Raw genomic sequence first — 15,361 nt, 5'->3', positions numbered from 1 at the left:
CCGGGCACATTGACGGACCCTTTCGGCCGCATTAACTTCTGTGAGCGCTCTCCGACTTCGTGCCCGTCGCTCCCCCGGCCGTCAAGTCTCCGGAGGTCCTGTGAAGGCAGTCCGGTTCTTCGTCATCGTGCTCGCCGGAGCACTGTCGACAACGTTGTCAGTGCCTGCTGTGTCGGCTTCGCCGGAGGCATCCTCCCTCCCTCCGGTCCAGGCCGTCATGGCGCCCGTCTGCAACAGGTACTGCGACGGCCGCGATCCCGCCCTCTCCCCGCAGGACCGCGCGCCCGTGACCGCGGGCGTCTTCTCCCGTGTCATCGCCCTGCACTTCGACGACCAGGACGCGATGGGCTGGGCGTCGATCGACAACGGCAACGCCGGCGATGAGGTCTGGCTCGACCGGTCCTTCGACGGCGGCCGTACCTGGAGCTCGGGCAGCCGGCTCGGGGACGGCACCGTGCCCGCGGGCCTGCGCGGCCGGCGGACGCCGATGTACAATTTGGACGACTGGAACGCCCACGGCGTCGGCGCCCTGCGCGCCTGCGGCAAGGCCGGCGACCGGGCGGACTTCGCCTGCACCGCCTGGGCGCGCTCCACCTGGAACGCGGGCGAACGGCGGACCGCGGCGGCCACCGCGCAGATGCAGTTCTACGACTACGGCACCGGACTGTTCGACACGACGGGCTGGTGGAACTCGGCGAACGCCCTGACCGCGGTCATCGACAACATCCGTGTAACGGGCATGGCGAGCTACACGTACGCCGTCGCGCGCACCTACGACCTGAACATCAACGCCCAGGGCGGCCAGTTCCGCAACGGTTATCTCGACGACTCCGGCTGGTGGGGGCTGGCGTGGGTGGCGGCCTACGACCTCACCGGCGACAGCCGGTACCTGAGCACCGCCCGCGCGGACGCCGACCACATGGCCGCGTACTGGGACACCACCTGCGGCGGCGGGGTCTGGTGGAACACCTCGCGGACCACCAAGAACGCCATTCCCAACTCCCTGTACATCCAGCTCAACTCCGCGCTGCACAACCGGATTCCGGGCGACACCGGCTATCTGCAGCGGGCCCAGGCCGGCTGGTCCTGGTTCCAGCGGACCGGCCTGGTCAACTCCTCGCACCTCGTCAACGACGGGATCAGCATGTCCACGTGCAGGAACAACGGCAGCACCGTCTGGTCCTACAACCAGGGGACGCTCCTGGCCGGCCTCACCGAACTGCACCGCGCGACGAACGACGCGGCGGTCCTGGCCGCGGCCCGCCGGATCGCGGTCGCGGCGACGACGTCCACGGTCCTCAACACCGCCGACGGCATTCTCCGGGACCCCTGCGAGACGGGCGGGTGCGGCGCCGACGGCCCGTCCTTCAAGGGCGCTCACGTGCGCGGCCTGGCCCGGCTCGACGCGGCCCTGCCCGACCATCCGTTCACCGCCTACCTGCACCGGCAGGCGGATCGCGCGTACGCGGCCGACCGCAACCCGCTGGACCAGTACGGCCTGCGCTGGTCGGGCCCACCGGACGCGGCGGACGCGGCCCGGCAGCAGAGCGCGCTCGACCTGATGAACGCGGCGTCATGAGCCCGCGCACCAGGACGCGGCGGATCGGCGGCGCCCTCACCGTCACCCTCGGCGCAGCCGTGGCGCTGGCGCTGCTGCCTTCCGCAGCGCACGCCGCGCAGCCCGCCCCGCCGCCCGTCCTCCGGGTGATGCCGCTGGGCGACTCGATCACCTGGGGCGTCGGCAGCGCCACGAGCTCGTCGTACCGGCTGCCGCTGTGGAACCTGGTGGCCGGCCAGTCCCGCTACTCCGTGCGGCTCGTGGGCTCCCAGGCCTCAGGAACCCTGCCGGACTTCTCCAACGAAGGGCACAGCGGCTACACCATCGACCAGATCCGCAGCGGTGTCGACGGCTGGCTGGCGGGGACGCGGCCGGATGTCGTGCTGCTCCACATCGGCATCAACGACCTGGACCGCGGCATCGACATCGCCCATGCCCCGGACCGGCTCACCGCACTGGTCGACCGCATCTTCGCCGACCGGCCCGGCATCACCGTCCTCACCATGGGTCTGATCCCGACCACTCCCGGCCTGGAGACGCAGACCGGCGTGTACAACGCGCGGCTGCGGGCCCTGGCGGGCGCGGAGCAGCAGGCCGGCAAGGAGTTCCGCTACGTCGAGCCGCCCGCGCTGACCGCCGCGGAGCGGGTCGACCGTCTGCACCCCAACGACGCCGGTTACCGGCGCATGGCCCAGCCGTTCTACGGGGCGCTGGACCGGGCCTTCACCGATGGCTGGGCGGTGGGCGGAGCTCCGTTGGGCGCGGGGACCGAGGCGGGCGGTACGGGCAAGGTCCGCTGGGCCGACTTCGACGGTGACCGCAAGGCGGACTACCTGGCCGTCGCGAGCAGCGGCGCGGTCTCCGTGCACCTCAACCGCGGTGGCGACGGGCACGGCGGCTGGTCCGACCTGGGCCGGGTCGCCGCCGGTCTCACCACCGATCCCGCCAGGGTCCGGTTCGCGGACTTCGACGGAGACGGCCGCGCCGACTACGTCCTCATCAACGCCAACGGCTCGGTCACCGTCTACCTCAACCGCGGAGGCGACGGCCACGGCGGCTGGTCCTCACTCGGCCAGATCGCCACCGGCGTCACCACCGACGCCTCCAGGGTCCGGTTCGCGGACTTCGACGGAGACGGCAGAACGGACTACGTCCTCATCAACACCAACGGCTCGGTCACCGTCTACCTCAACCGCGGAGGCGACGGCCACGGCGGCTGGTCCTCACTCGGCCAGATCGCGACCGGCGTCACCACCGACGCCACCAAAGTCCGGTTCGCGGACTTCGACGCGGACGGCCGCGCCGACTACAGCGCGATCGCCGCGAGCGGTGCCGTCCAGACGTACCTCAACCGGGGCGGTGACGGCCACGGCAGCTGGTTGTCGCTCGGCGGGATCGCGTCGGGCGTGACCAGCAACGCCGCACTGGTCTCCTTCGCCGACTTCACCGGTGACGGAAACGCGGACTACGTCCTCACCGAGGCGGGCACCAACGCCGCAGGTGTGTACAGCTGGAACGGCGGCGACGGTCACGGCGGGTGGACCGACCGCGGGCGTGTCTTCGCGGGAATCCCCATCGGCTGACCTGCCCAAAACGGCCTTCCGACTCGGTGCTTGCATCGTTGTTTGCCTTGGTTTTTGCCTTTGCGGTTCCTTTGCATTCACCTTTGCGATCACCAAGTTGACAGGAGCCGCGCAGGCGTTGACGATGAGTGACGACCCCAAAGCCCGCGTGCCCGAGACCGGTTTCTGACGGTCTCGACGTTCACGCGATGGCGCGGGGCACCGTGCGGACACCGTTGCCTTTGGCGCGCCCGCCGTCATGAACTGTGTGGAGGAATCTGTGATATCCAAGCGCGGGCTGGTCGCCGCCACCGCAGCCGGGGCGGGCGCGCTTCTGCTCGCCACCGGTCCCGCCGTCGCCTGCAGCATCGGTGACTTCAGTGCGAACGCCGTAGCGGCGTGCGACACGAGCACCGGTACGCCGATGGCTGCGATCACGGTCACGGACAAAGACCCTTCGGATACTCCGGCCGACATCTCCGTGGTGCTCCGCATGGCGTCCGGCATGGCGGGACCGGTGTTCGGCACCGTGCACATCGCGCACCCGACCGCGGCCGGGGTCACCAGGAAGATCCTCGTGGAGTGGGCGCCCGGATATCAGTGGTACGTCCAGGTGACGGCCGGAAACCTCGTCGCGCAGAACCTGGACGTTCTCCCCACGTCCCCCGACACCGCCTGCACGGTCCCCACGAAGCCGACGACCACGCCGGCGAAGCCGTCGTCGACCCCGACGAAGGCCACACCCGTCTCCGCGACGCCGTCCACCACGCGTCCCGCCACGCCGTCCCCTTCGGACTCCTCCAGCGCAACGGTCCTCGCGACGACCGGTGGTGGCGGCGACAGCACGACGATCGCGGCGCTCGCCAGCGCGTTCCTCCTCGTCGGTGCCGGCGGTCTGTTCGTCCTGCGCCGCCGTGCCGACACGGGTCGGCACTGACACAGCACCCTCCGACGGCACAGCTCGCGGACGACACCTTCCCCCAGGCGCTCTGGGCGGTGTCGTCCGTGAGTGGTTAGCTGGTCACCGTCCGTAACGGATCGGTTCGCGGCCGCCAGGCCCTGTCGTCGAGGAGACACGTATGACCTACCGCTCGAAGCCGCGAGGTGCCGCGATCGGCGCCTGTACCGCGGCTCTGGTGGCGAGTTGTGGCCTGCTGGTCCTTCCGGCGCAGGCCGCCGACGGGGCGGCGCCCGCCTCCGTGGCGGCCGTTCGTCAGGAGTCGAACGCCGTCAAGCGGGTCACGGCCTTCTACGACCAGTACCGTGCCGCCGTCGAAGGCACCAACCCGGCCATGAACCCGCGCGAGGTCCGCAACGAGTTCCTCACCCCCGCGCTGAACCACAAGCTCGATGCCTGGGCCGAGACGAACGTGGCCGACCCGGTCTTCCGAGCACAGAACGTTCCGGCCGACAGGTCCGTGCGGTACGAGGGCAGCGGCGCGGGCCACGCGACGGTGGTCGTGACCGAGTACTGGGGCTCCGGCTCCCCCACCGAGGTCTGGTACCAGGCCCCTCTCGACGGCTCCCGCATCTCCGACCTGACAGACCCGCCCTCCGCCTGACCCGGCTGCCTCCCCGCCCCCGGCCCGGCGTCAGGTCCCGGGCAGCTGCTCCTGCTCGACATCATTGACCCCCGGCCGGGGCGCACTACGGGTATCAAGCTTGTTCCGACACCCCTCCCCCAGCCCCCACAACCGCGATTCCGGATCGTTCAACGGCCGCCCACAGAGCCGACACAGCACCCGCGGACGCCCGCCGACCGGCTCGTCGGAGGTGGCGAAGCCGGGCAAGGTCGCGGGGTCGGAGTCCGGTTCGTGAAGCATGGCCCCAGGTCTATCAGCTCGCGGTGCCGCCCGGGCGGTCCGGTGGGGTGATCGCTGATCACTACTATCGGGTCCATGTCCAGTGACAGCGGGACCGTAGGCGCCGACACCGGCCTTCCGGCGAAAGGGGTCTCCTGGGTCGAGCTCTACTTCGACCTCGTCTATGTGTACGTCCACCGGCAGCGAACGCACTCACCGGCCGCCTGACGCCGGCGGACGACCCGACGACAGCCGCGACAGCCACGGCGGCCACGCGCCGCCGCCCGCCCGGGGGCTTCCGGGCGGGCGGCGTTACTGCGACGACAGGACTCAGGACCGCGCCTAGTTGAACGGGTCCAGAGTGATGTACGCCTGCTGCGGGTTCGAGTCGTTCACCAGCGACTCGTGGTTGCCGACGTCGTCGAAGGCGAAGGCGTACGCCTTGCCGTCGGCCATCTGCGCGTGGATCTTCCGGGCGAAGTGGTTGGTCACCGCGTCCTGGTAGAAGCTCGCTGAGCTCGTGTCGGGCTGGTTCGCGTTGACGAGCAGCGTCGAGCGGTTGTACGCCGCGCACAGGGTGCGGGAGATCGGGCCGCGCACCAGGTCGTTCGGCGCGTCCAGCAGCTTGTAGCAGCCGAAGATGCTGTCGGCGTCGGGCTTCTGGAAGGTGGTGACCACCGCGCCGGAGCTGTTGGTGAAGTTCATGACGTTGCCGGAGACCTTGCCGAAGTACTTGGTGTTCGGCTGGTCGGCGAACGGCGTCACGGTCAGCGTGGAGCTCGCGTACTTGCTCCACACCCGGTTGATGTAGTCGTTCATCACGGTGGCCGGCAGCGCGCCGGATTCGATGCCGTGGCCGGGCGCGAGCGCGCGCAGCACGGTGCCGTCGGCGCGGGTCTGGATCAGATGGGCCCAGCCGCCCGGCTGACCGCGCAACGCGCTGTAGAAGCCGTTGTATCCGCCCGGCTTGAGGTGGCCGGTGGACTTGGTCGAACCGTTGGGAAGCTTGACGCCTACGGCGTAGGGCGCCGAGAACATGTCGACCTGGGTGCTGTTGATCCACAGCCCGGAGTCGTTGAGCGTGTATTCGGACCAGTTGAAGAGAATGTTGTGGTTCGGGTCGCTGGGATTCTGCACCGCGGGCTGCACCAGCCCGCCGAGGGCCAGTTTGAAGACGAGCTTCTGGCCGTAGGAGAAGTAGACCCGTCCGGAGAACTTCGGCATCCGGAGCGTCATGGACTTGCCGTTGGCAGGTCCCGTGATCGCGGCGTCCGGCGCCGGGGCGGGGGGATTGGCACCGCCGGGCCAGGCGTGGAACGTACCGTTCGCGTCGGCCCAGCCCTGCCGGCCCGTCGAGAGCTGCGTCCCGAGGTTGTAGATGTAGATCTGCTCGCCGCGGCCGGAGTTGTTCGTAAAGGTGAGCGGAATCGTCGCGGGTATCGCGGCTCCGGCGGGCGCGATGGGCCCGATGGTGGCGAGACCTGTGCCGATGACCGCCGCCGATATCAGCGACACCAACAGCTTCCATTTTTTGGCGAACACGCTTGCTCCTTGCTCTTGCACACCACGTGGGGGGAGGTGGGGGGTCGGGGCCGGTACGGCCGCCCGGGGGCCGGCTCCTGGCCGGGTGGTCCGGACCACCCGGGCTGAGAGCGCTCTCAGAATGCGAGCGCAGCAGTGCCCTGTCAATGGTCCGGACAGAAACTGCTCCAACTCCGACAAGCCCCATGAGGAAGATCCCGGTTTGACGAACAGCCCGCCCGGGCCCGTACCGTCGACACGGTCGTCGACGTGATCGACACCCTGCCGAACACCTATGAAGGAGCCTCACCCGTGGCCAAGCCGATCGTCGGGATCCTCCACCCGGGCAGCATGGGTGCGGCCGTCGCCGCCCAGGCCGCGACCCACGCGGCGACCGTGCTGTGGTGCCGAGCCGGGCGCAGTGAGCGGACGGTGGCCCGCGCCACCCGGTTCGGGCTGGAACCCGTCCCGACGGCGGCCGAGTTGCTGGAACGGGCGGACATCGTCATCAGCCTGTGCCCGCCGGCCGCGGCCGAGGACGTGGCGCGGGAGGCCGGCACGCACGGGTTCGAGGGCCTGTACGTGGAGGCCAACGCCATCTCGCCGGAGCGCATGGAGCGGATCGTGGGCCTGCTGCCGGAGGCGCTGGTCCTCGACGGCGCGGTGACCGGGACTCCCCCGTCCGGCCGTGAGGCGCCGACGCTCTACCTCTCAGGGCTCGCGCCCGCGGCGGCCGTCGTGGAGAAGCTCTTCGCCGGAACGGACGTGACGACGAAGGTGCTCGGAGCCGAGGTCGGCCAGGCCTCCGCACTCAAACTCGCCTATGCGGGCCTTCGGAAGACGTCCGAGGTGATGGCCGCGTTGTCGCTCGGGATGGCACAGGAGCACGGCGTCGGGCAGGAGCTCATCGCCCTCACGTCGCGCCTCACCGGCTCCCCACTCGCCGAACCGGGTCGCATCGCGGGTACGGCCGCCCGGGCCTGGCGTTGGGGACCCGAACTGGAGGAGGCTGCCGACCTGGCGGCCGCCGCCGGCCTGCCGGACGACCTGCTGCGGGCAGCCGCCAGCACCCTCGCCCGCTGGAACGACAGCAAGGACGACGACTCCCTCAGCGCCGAGGAGGCCCTGCGGCGGCTTCGCCGCGCCTGACCGTCGTCGCAGCGCCGTGGAGCGGAGGTGGCGGCAACCGGCGGAAACACCGCGCCACCGTCCGCCCCGCCAACTGCCCGCCGGTGGCCCCGCTCAGCCGAGTGGGATCGTGAAGTCGTCCTCGACCGGCGGGGCGACTTCCTGCTCGCGGTAGCCGGTCGCCGCGAAGCACCGGATCCGCAGGTCCTGCGGGGTGACGTCCAGGCGCAGGAAGCTCTTGAAGAACGGCGGGGTGTACGTCACCGAACCCGGTGAGAGCACCTGTGTGTAGATCTTGCGGACCGGGAGCCGGAACCAGGACCTGCCGTGCGGACGGGAGGGCACCCCGAGAAGGGAGGCGACCAGCCGGGTCCGCAGGGTCACCGCAGCCGTCGTCGTGCGCGTCGGGGGAATGCCGAGCCTTTTGGCGATGACCGCCGACGCCTGCTCGGAGGTGAGTGCGAAGAATCGTTTCATCCGCAACCGCCGACCGTAGAGCCCGCCGTAGAAGGCCAGTGAGTCCCCGCGCAGCGGATAGCAGTGGAAATCCTGCTCGGTGACTCCGGCCACCGTCACCCGCGGAATGATGTGGGTGGCGTGCATGAACGCTCCGCCGCCTCCGGAGACGACGTACTCGATGGTGCGGCCGTCCACATCCACCGGATAGTGCTGGTAGTTGTGGATGTCACCGCCGATGGCCGCCACATAGTGGCAGTCCGCGTCGCGGACTATCTCATCGACGGTGCCGCCGCCCTCGATGGCGCACGGATGGTACTTGTCGTCCACGTATATCGGTGAACCGGTCACGAGGATCTTGGGCCTGGGGCCCTGGGAGACGCGGCGCAGCCACTCCCCCTGCTCCTTGTCGATCCCGCCCAGCAGCCCGGTGTCGATGCCGATGATGCGCAGCGGCCCCGAATCGATGGCCCAGTACGGTCCGGGCTGCTCGGACTGTTGCGCGGGGGCCGACCGCAGCGAGCGCGCCTCCGCCAGCCGCTGCTCGTCGGCGGCCGCCGGGCTCTTCCACAGCAGCGTCCGCCACCAGCCGGCCGACAGGACCTTCGGGCGGGCGGCCGCGGGCAGCGCCAGTGCCTCGCAGAAGACCCGCATGAATCCCGTCAGACCGTCGTACCAGTCGTGGTTGCCGGGTATCGCGTAGATCGGCGCGTTGTAGTCCCGGTAGGGCCGGAAGAACTTGGGCCCGTAGTCGTCGGCGCTGCCGACGGGGTAGATCACGTCACTCGACAGCACCGCGAACCGGGAGCCCTCGCCCGCCTCCAGCAGTCCGGGAACCACGGCGTACTGGGGCGCGTCGCCCTCGCCGGTGTCCGCGATGAGCATGAAGGAGTACGTTTCCGGGTCGTCCCGCTCGATGACGAAGTCCGCCGGGACCCCGCGGTCTAGCTGCCCGGCCACCCAGCGTTGTCGTTCCTCGTTGGTCGGGTCACCGAAGAGGGAGGCGAGCGGTCCGTTGCGGGCGCTCCACAGGGTCGCCGGGTTCAGCCAGGAGAGCTTTTTGACCCGCTCCGGCATCAGGCTCTCGAACTGGCCGGGCTCCTGGCCGTGCCATCCGGCACCGGCCGCTGAATCGCGCGAAGAAACTGACACCGGCGCACCCTAGCAACCCCCCGTCCGGCGAACCGATTTGGAGCCCGTTCCCGGTTCGTCGCGAGGAACCGCAGGGAGTGGCGGGGAGCCGCAGGCGGTCGGAGCGGCGGCGCGGGCCGCGTCCGGACAACGTCCGTCCGGGCCCGCGCCGCGGCTCCCGCAGTTGTCACCGTTCGCGGCTACGCCTCGTCCGCGGCGGCGTAGATGGCGGCCACATCGAGCTTCTTCATCCCGAGGACGGCCGACATCGCCCGCTGGGCGCGGCCGGGGTCCGCGTCGTTCAGCAGCTCGTCCATTCCGGCGGGGACGACCTGCCAGGACAGCCCGTACTGGTCCTTCAGCCAGCCGCACGGGCCCTCCTCGCCGCCTTCGGAGAGCTTGCTCCAGTAGTGGTCGATCTCCTTCTGGTCGGCGCAGTTGATCATCAGCGAGACCGCCTCGGTGAAGGTGAACTCCGGACCGCCGTTGATCGCGATGTACTCCTGGCCGTCGAGCACGAAGGCGACCGTCAGCACCGTTCCCGCCGGCCGCGGACCGGCGTCGTTGTAGTGCGTGATGCTCGTGATCTCCGAATTCGGGAACACGGAGACATAGAACTCGGCGGCCTCCTTGCCCTCGGTGTCGAACCAGAGGTTGGGGGTGATCCGCGGCATGGGACTCTCCTCGCTTCGTCGGTGTTCTGCCCTGCTCCTGTATTGACCGTCGCACCGGTCGAAAGTCATCGCTACTCAGGAAGAAAATGTGGGAGCCCGGGTGGCGGGGCAGGGCCCGCCCCGACGGGCCGGTCCTCGACGTTCCCTGCCAAGACGCCCGATAGCGGCGAGGATGGGAGAACGACCTCGTCAGGAGATGCCATGACTGATGCAGCACACCGTCATGCCGGCCTTCGCCGGTCCGCCGCCGCGCTCCAGGCCGAGCTGGTGGCACTGCGCCGGGCGCTGCACCGGGAGCCGGAGATCGGACTGGACCTGCCGTTGACGCAGGCCAGGGTGCTGGCCGCGCTGGAGGGGCTGCCGCTGGAGATCACCCTCGGCAAGCAGCTCTCTTCCGTCACCGCCGTGCTGCGTGGCGCGCTGCCGGGACCTGTGGTGCTACTGCGCGGGGACATGGACGCGCTGCCGGTGCAGGAGTCCAACGACGTGCCGTACGCCTCCGCCGTGGCCGGGGTGATGCACGCCTGCGGCCACGACCTGCACACCGCGGCGCTGGTCGGCGCCGTACGGCTGCTCTGCGAGCGGCGCGACGAGCTGGCCGGGACGGTGGTGTTCATGTTCCAGCCCGGCGAGGAGGGCCTGGGCGGCGCCCGGCTGATGATCGAGGAAGGTGTGCTGGAGGCAGCGGGGAGCAGGCCCGTCGCCGCGTACGCCCTGCATGTCGCCGCCTCGCAGCTGCCCAACGGCTGGGTCGCCACCCGCCCCGGACCGATCATGGCTGCGGCCGACACCCTCACTGTGACGATGCACGGACGCGGCGGGCACGGCTCCAGTCCCCATCTCGCCCTGGATCCGATCCCGGCCGCCTGCGCGGCCGTCACCGCACTGCAGACCATGGTGACCCGCCGTTTCGACGCGTTCGATCCGGTCGTGGTCAGCGTCGGCAGCTTCCACGCCGGCACCGCCGAGAACGTCATCCCGGACGAGGCGGTCTTCGGCACCACCATCCGCTCCTTCTCGCCCGAGGCGCGGGCCCGCGTGCTGGAGGAGGCGCCCCTGGTCGTCCAGGGAATCGGCCGGGCACACGGGCTGACGGTGGAGGCGGTCGTCACCGAGGGCTACCCGGTCACCGTCAACGACCCCGAGGAGATGGCCTTCGCGGCCGAGACGGCCCGCCAACTCCTGGGAGCGGGCCGCTACCTCGACATGCCGCGCCCGGTCGCCGGCTCCGAGGACTTCGCCGTCGTCGCCGAACTCGTCCCGTCGGCCTATCTGATGCTCGGCGCCTGCCCGGCCGACCGCGACCCGTCCACCGCCGCGTACAACCACTCCCCGCAGGCCGCCTTCGACGACTGCGTCCTGGGCGACGCGGCGGCGCTCCTCGCCGAACTGGCGCTGGGCCGGACCGTCAGAGGCTGAGAGCCTGCCGAGGGAATCGGGTGGCGGACCGTCCGCGGCCCGGCAACTCGCCGACGACAGAAGGACTTCGGGTACTCGTCGTCGCGGACGCGGAATTCCGGCTGCGCGGGCAACGGCAGCCATGGCAACGGACGACGACGGCCCCGGAGCTCCGGAAGAGCGACGGGGCCGTCGTAGGACGAGACGAGTACGGGTTTCAGTGCGCCTTTTCGTATGCCTCGCGAACCGCCGCGGGGACGCGCCCGCGGTCGTTCACGTCATAGCCGTTCTCCTTGGCCCAGGCCCGGATCTTGGCGGTGTCCTCGGAACCGGCGCCGGCGAGCTTGCGCGGTCCGCTCGCGCCCTTGTTCCGGCCCACCTTGTGTCCGGCCGCAATGAAGGGGTTCAGCGCTTCGAGAAGAGAGTCGAAGCTGTCAGGGGCGAGGTCGATTTCATAGACAACGCCATCAACGGCGAACGTGTGAGTGGCCGCCTCCGCCGACTCTTTGCCGGTGAGGTCGTCGGTGTAAATGGTTACGATTTTCTGAGCCATAGGCCGCAGATTAGCAGTAATGCGGGGGGTCGTATAGAAATCACTTACCGTCCGCTCACGTGTACGGACGGGTAGCACGACAGAGCGATCCGGTGCTGCGCCCGGGCCGCTATAGGAGCTCCCTCCGGCTCCGCATAGCGCCCCGCCGGGAGTTCACGGACGGCCGCCCGAACTATGCGGGAAGCGCGGGGAGTACGTAGGCCCGCACAAAGTGCGTTTCCACCCGAGCATGGAGCAGATGCCCAGCGATGGCCTTATCGCCTGCTATCGCCAGAACGGCATGAATGTGAACGTCGCCGTCCCGGATCTCCCCCGTTCCGCCGAGTTCGGCGGGACAGGTGTAGTACGTGCGCTGATCCTTCGTGGCATCGGTCCCGGACATCGTCGAGACGGTAAAAGCGTCCACCGCGCCGATCAGGGACACGATGGCCCCGTCCGCGATGCCCGCAGTCGCCGCCTGGTCCGCTATCGACTCCATCAGCTCGCCGCGGCGTACCTCGAATACGTGCATACGATCACTCCCCAGCGCAATGCGGGCTACGGACCCGGAGCCTATCGGCGCGTCCCGCGGCCGCGGGTGGATTTCCTCCATCGACGTGGCCGCACCGCTTCAGGGCTTCTTCCCGCCTCCTCTGGGTCTCTTCCCGGCCGCTTCCCGGAGAATCGGCGGCTCACGCGATCGGAGCGGCATCCTTTTCCGTGCGCCCGCTCGGACCGCCGGACGATTCCCGCCACTCCTCGCGCAACATCCCGAACAGCACGTTGTCGTACCACTCCCCCGCCACCAGCACCGCTTCCCTTCGCCGGCCCTCCTCACGGAACCCGGCCTTGGTGAAGGCGCGGACGGCCCGCTCGTTGCCGCTCCAGGTGTCGAGTTCGACCCAGTGCAGTCGGCAGGTGTCGAAGAGATGCCCCACGAGCAGGCGCAGCGCTTCGGTCCCATGTCCCCGGCCCCAGCGGTCCCGTTCACCGATGGTGATGCCGACCGTGGCCCGCCCCGCGAACGGGTCGAGGTCACGGTAGTCGGCCATGCCGATCGGCCTGCCGCCGACCAGGTCCTCCACGGTGAAGACCCGTGAGTCGGCGGGATCGAGGCCCAGCATCGTGTCGAAGCCGCGCTCCACGGCGACCCGGGTGACGGGGCCGAAGCGCGGATCGCCGCCGGTGGCCCAGCGCACCACCTCCGGGTCGTTGCGCCAGCGGACGTGATGGTCCAGGTCCTCCGCGTGCAACGCGCGGAGTCTCACCAGGTTTCCTTCGATCATCAGCGCATCGTAGATCGCCGCAGAAGCGGGGCACCAACCGCTGGACAGATAGTCGTCGCGCAGATAATCTATGGATAGATTAACCAGTCGAGGAGGCCACCATGTGGGAATACGAGAGCAGCATCGAGACCCGCGCCACCCCCCAGGCGGTCTGGCGGCTCTGGGCGGACGTCGAGAACTGGGGCGCCTGGAACGCCGAGATCGAGAAGATCGAGATCAGCGGCCCGTTCGCACCCGGCGCGCGGATCACGATGACGCCGCCCGGCGACGACCCGGTACTGCTCGTCGTCGCCGAGGCGGTCGAGAACGAGATGTTCGTCGACGAGGCCCGGTTCGGCGATCTGTTGCTGCGGACCATGCACCGGATCGAACGGCTCGGCCAGGACCGGATCCGAGTGGTGTACCGGATGGAGATCAGCGGCGCCGGCTCCGACGAGGCGGGACCGCAGATCGGCCCGGGCATCACCGCCGACTGGCCCGGCACGCTGGCGTCGCTGGCCGCCCTGGCATCGCGGGGCTGATGGCGCCACGGCTTGAGGATCTCCGCAACCCCGGCCGGGGTCCGGCCCGATGGCCCGATCGGTCGGCGACACCGGTACGGCCCGCAGCCCCGGTCCGTCCCGCCGCTCCAGCGGAGCGGCGGGACCGGGCCTCGTCCCCTGCGTCTGCAGCACACGGCCGTTCGCTGCAGACACGGCCGGCCCCGCATCCGGGAGCCTCAAGGAATCAGAACGACCTTGCCGCGGTTGGCCCGCGCCTCGATGATCTCGTGCGCCCGCGCGACCTCGGCCAGCGGGATCTCGGCGTGCACCGCGGGCCGCAGCCGCCCGGACAGCGCGAGCTCCCACAGCAGCTCGCCGTGCCGGTCGTACAACTCCCGCTGGGTGGTCGAGAATCGCGCCATGGTGAGACCGGTGATGGTCTTGGCGCCCGCGAGGAGATCGAAGGCGGAGACCGTGCCACCACCGGAGCCGAAGAAGACCATCCGTCCGCCGGGCGCGAGAGCGGCCACGGCCCGCGGGAGAAGATCACCGCCGACGCCGTCCAGGACGACATCGACGGGCTCGCCCCAGTTCTCGCTGTCGTACAGCACGACCTCGTCCGCACCCTGCGCGCGCAGGAAGTCCGCCTTGGCGGGCGAGCTCACGGCCGCGACGATCCGCTGAACGCCCTGGATCCGGGCCAGTTGGACCGCCAGGTGCCCCACCCCGCTGGCGGCTCCCGTGATCAGGACCGACTCGGCCGGCGCGGTACGGGCGGTGGCGAGGGCGGCGAGGGCGACCTGCCCGCCGCGCACCAGGGCGACGGCCCGCACCGCGCTCGCGCCGTCCGGCAGCCGGCTCGCCATGACGGCGGGCGCGACGGCCAGTTCGGTGTACGAGCCGGTGAAGGTGAGGGACGTGACGCGGTCCCCGACCGCGAAGTCCGTCACGCCGGGCCCGAGCGCGACCACCTCTCCGGCGACCTCCCCGCCCAGAATTCCCGGCAGTGGCGTTCCGCCGCCCTCACCGCGGACCTTGCGTACCGAGGGCAGCGTCACGCCGATGGCCTCCGTGCGGACGAGCAGTTCACCGGGTCCGGCCGTGGGCTCCTCGGCCTCCTCCACGCGCAGCACTTCCGGGCCGCCGTACTCGTAGAAGCGGACACGCCGCATGAACGCACCTCCAGGTCATTGGTGAGCCCAACGGTATCAGAATGTCATTGGGCGCCCCAATGATTTGTTCGGTACGCTGACGGCATGGCCGAAGACCCGTACGCCCCCGCCCGGATCCGTGAACTGCCCAGCTGGCTCCTGGGGCGTGCCGCCGCCCGGGGGCACCACCTGGTCGCCGGGGCCCTCGCCCGCGAGGGCCTGCGGATGATGCATCACGCGGTCCTGTCGGCCGTCGCCGAGCTGGGGCCGGTGTCGCAGGCGGAGCTCGGCCGCAGTCTCAGCATCGACCCCAAGGACATGGTCGCGATCGTCAACGAACTCCAGAGCCGCGGTCTGGTGACCCGTACACCCGACCCCAAGGACCGCCGCAAGAACGCCATCGCCATCTCGGTGAGCGGCCGGCGGCGCCTGCGGCGCACGGAGGCGCTGGGGGACGAGGCGAACGCCGAACTGACCGCGGCTCTCTCCCCCGCGGAACGTGAGCAGCTCATCGCCCTGCTCACCCGCATCATCCAGCCGGAGGAGCTCGCCTGCGACACCACCGAGAGCAGCGAATAGCGCGCCAGGACCGTGCCAGGATCGCGCCGGGACCGTTCTCCGGTCACATCGACGGGGCTTCGCGGGTCATGGATAGGACACCGGGCGACGGGAGAATGTGA

17 protein-coding genes are annotated in these 15,361 nt (G+C 70.1%); 9 read left to right on the top strand and 8 right to left on the bottom strand.

All coding sequences use genetic code 11. The features are described from left to right. Positions 1-217: 217 nt before the first annotated feature. The 4 genes from C6N31_RS12790 to C6N31_RS12775 all read left to right on the top strand — a co-directional run bounded on the left by C6N31_RS12790 (position 218) and on the right by C6N31_RS12775 (position 4,682). The gene (locus C6N31_RS12790) at positions 218-1,579 is read left to right on the top strand and encodes a glycoside hydrolase family 76 protein (protein ID WP_198357590.1); all 1,362 of its coding nucleotides are present in this window, start codon (positions 218-220) and stop codon (positions 1,577-1,579) included. Further along, positions 1,576-3,141 (top strand): FG-GAP-like repeat-containing protein, encoded by a 1,566-nt coding sequence (locus tag C6N31_RS12785; protein WP_138358507.1) that lies wholly within the window; start codon positions 1,576-1,578, stop codon positions 3,139-3,141. Before C6N31_RS12790 ends, C6N31_RS12785 begins: the two co-directional genes overlap by 4 nt. 259 nt (positions 3,142-3,400) lie before the next feature. Further along, entirely contained in the window at positions 3,401-4,057 is a 657-nt protein-coding gene (locus tag C6N31_RS12780; protein ID WP_198357544.1) for a hypothetical protein, read from the top strand. Between the two features lie 142 nt (positions 4,058-4,199). Next, positions 4,200-4,682, top strand: coding sequence for a hypothetical protein (locus tag C6N31_RS12775; protein ID WP_198357543.1), 483 nt, complete (start codon positions 4,200-4,202; stop codon positions 4,680-4,682). Between the two features lie 30 nt (positions 4,683-4,712). Here C6N31_RS12775 and C6N31_RS43740 read toward each other — a convergent pair whose 3' ends face one another. Continuing rightward, positions 4,713-4,943 carry a DUF6011 domain-containing protein gene (locus C6N31_RS43740; protein ID WP_232485106.1) on the bottom strand — a complete coding sequence of 77 codons (231 nt, stop codon included), beginning with the start codon at positions 4,941-4,943 and terminating at the stop codon, positions 4,713-4,715. Between the two features lie 75 nt (positions 4,944-5,018). On the opposite strand from C6N31_RS43740, the gene C6N31_RS45125 reads away from it, so the two are divergent. Beyond that, positions 5,019-5,150: a hypothetical protein gene (locus C6N31_RS45125; RefSeq protein ID WP_269770758.1), complete on the top strand. Its 132-nt coding sequence runs from the start codon at positions 5,019-5,021 to the stop codon at positions 5,148-5,150. Positions 5,151-5,264: 114 nt separating this feature from the next. Here C6N31_RS45125 and C6N31_RS12770 read toward each other — a convergent pair whose 3' ends face one another. Beyond that, the gene (locus C6N31_RS12770) at positions 5,265-6,437 is read right to left on the bottom strand and encodes a glycoside hydrolase family 64 protein (protein WP_438817416.1); all 1,173 of its coding nucleotides are present in this window, start codon (positions 6,435-6,437) and stop codon (positions 5,265-5,267) included. A gap of 276 nt (positions 6,438-6,713) precedes the next feature. On the opposite strand from C6N31_RS12770, the gene C6N31_RS12765 reads away from it, so the two are divergent. Beyond that, positions 6,714-7,592, top strand: coding sequence for a DUF1932 domain-containing protein (locus C6N31_RS12765; RefSeq protein ID WP_307811358.1), 879 nt, complete (start codon positions 6,714-6,716; stop codon positions 7,590-7,592). A gap of 93 nt (positions 7,593-7,685) precedes the next feature. On the opposite strand, the gene C6N31_RS12760 is transcribed toward C6N31_RS12765, so the two are convergent. Both C6N31_RS12760 and C6N31_RS12755 read right to left on the bottom strand, forming a co-directional pair. Further along, positions 7,686-9,179, bottom strand: coding sequence for a metallophosphoesterase family protein (locus C6N31_RS12760; RefSeq protein WP_198357541.1), 1,494 nt, complete (start codon positions 9,177-9,179; stop codon positions 7,686-7,688). 179 nt (positions 9,180-9,358) lie between these two features. After that, positions 9,359-9,832: a VOC family protein gene (locus tag C6N31_RS12755; RefSeq protein WP_138358519.1), complete on the bottom strand. Its 474-nt coding sequence runs from the start codon at positions 9,830-9,832 to the stop codon at positions 9,359-9,361. Positions 9,833-10,033: 201 nt separating this feature from the next. Here C6N31_RS12755 and C6N31_RS12750 point away from each other — a divergent pair, with 201 nt between their 5' ends. Next, entirely contained in the window at positions 10,034-11,251 is a 1,218-nt protein-coding gene (locus tag C6N31_RS12750) for a M20 metallopeptidase family protein (RefSeq protein ID WP_138358521.1), read from the top strand. 196 nt (positions 11,252-11,447) lie between these two features. On the opposite strand, the gene C6N31_RS12745 is transcribed toward C6N31_RS12750, so the two are convergent. The 3 genes from C6N31_RS12745 to C6N31_RS12735 all read right to left on the bottom strand — a co-directional run bounded on the left by C6N31_RS12745 (position 11,448) and on the right by C6N31_RS12735 (position 13,048). After that, entirely contained in the window at positions 11,448-11,783 is a 336-nt protein-coding gene (locus tag C6N31_RS12745) for a histone-like nucleoid-structuring protein Lsr2 (RefSeq protein WP_138358523.1), read from the bottom strand. Between the two features lie 172 nt (positions 11,784-11,955). After that, positions 11,956-12,294 carry a PCC domain-containing protein gene (locus C6N31_RS12740; RefSeq protein ID WP_138358525.1) on the bottom strand — a complete coding sequence of 113 codons (339 nt, stop codon included), beginning with the start codon at positions 12,292-12,294 and terminating at the stop codon, positions 11,956-11,958. Between the two features lie 160 nt (positions 12,295-12,454). Further along, on the bottom strand, positions 12,455-13,048 hold the full coding sequence (locus C6N31_RS12735; protein WP_198357540.1) for a GNAT family N-acetyltransferase: 594 nt from the start codon (positions 13,046-13,048) through the stop codon (positions 12,455-12,457). Positions 13,049-13,149: 101 nt separating this feature from the next. Between C6N31_RS12735 and C6N31_RS12730 the strand changes: the two genes are divergently transcribed. Continuing rightward, complete coding sequence (locus tag C6N31_RS12730) at positions 13,150-13,569, top strand: SRPBCC family protein (RefSeq protein WP_138358529.1); 420 nt, start codon at positions 13,150-13,152, stop codon at positions 13,567-13,569. Positions 13,570-13,766: 197 nt separating this feature from the next. On the opposite strand, the gene C6N31_RS12725 is transcribed toward C6N31_RS12730, so the two are convergent. Then, on the bottom strand, positions 13,767-14,702 hold the full coding sequence (locus C6N31_RS12725; RefSeq protein WP_138358531.1) for a quinone oxidoreductase family protein: 936 nt from the start codon (positions 14,700-14,702) through the stop codon (positions 13,767-13,769). Positions 14,703-14,786: 84 nt separating this feature from the next. Here C6N31_RS12725 and C6N31_RS12720 point away from each other — a divergent pair, with 84 nt between their 5' ends. Next, the gene (locus C6N31_RS12720; protein ID WP_138358533.1) at positions 14,787-15,260 is read left to right on the top strand and encodes a MarR family winged helix-turn-helix transcriptional regulator; all 474 of its coding nucleotides are present in this window, start codon (positions 14,787-14,789) and stop codon (positions 15,258-15,260) included. The last annotated feature ends 101 nt before the right edge of the window (positions 15,261-15,361 follow it).

The sequence above is a fragment of the Streptomyces fildesensis genome (genome assembly GCF_016107395.1).
Classification (GTDB): domain Bacteria; phylum Actinomycetota; class Actinomycetes; order Streptomycetales; family Streptomycetaceae; genus Actinacidiphila; species Actinacidiphila fildesensis.
This window is presented reverse-complemented; position numbering and strand designations above follow the sequence as displayed.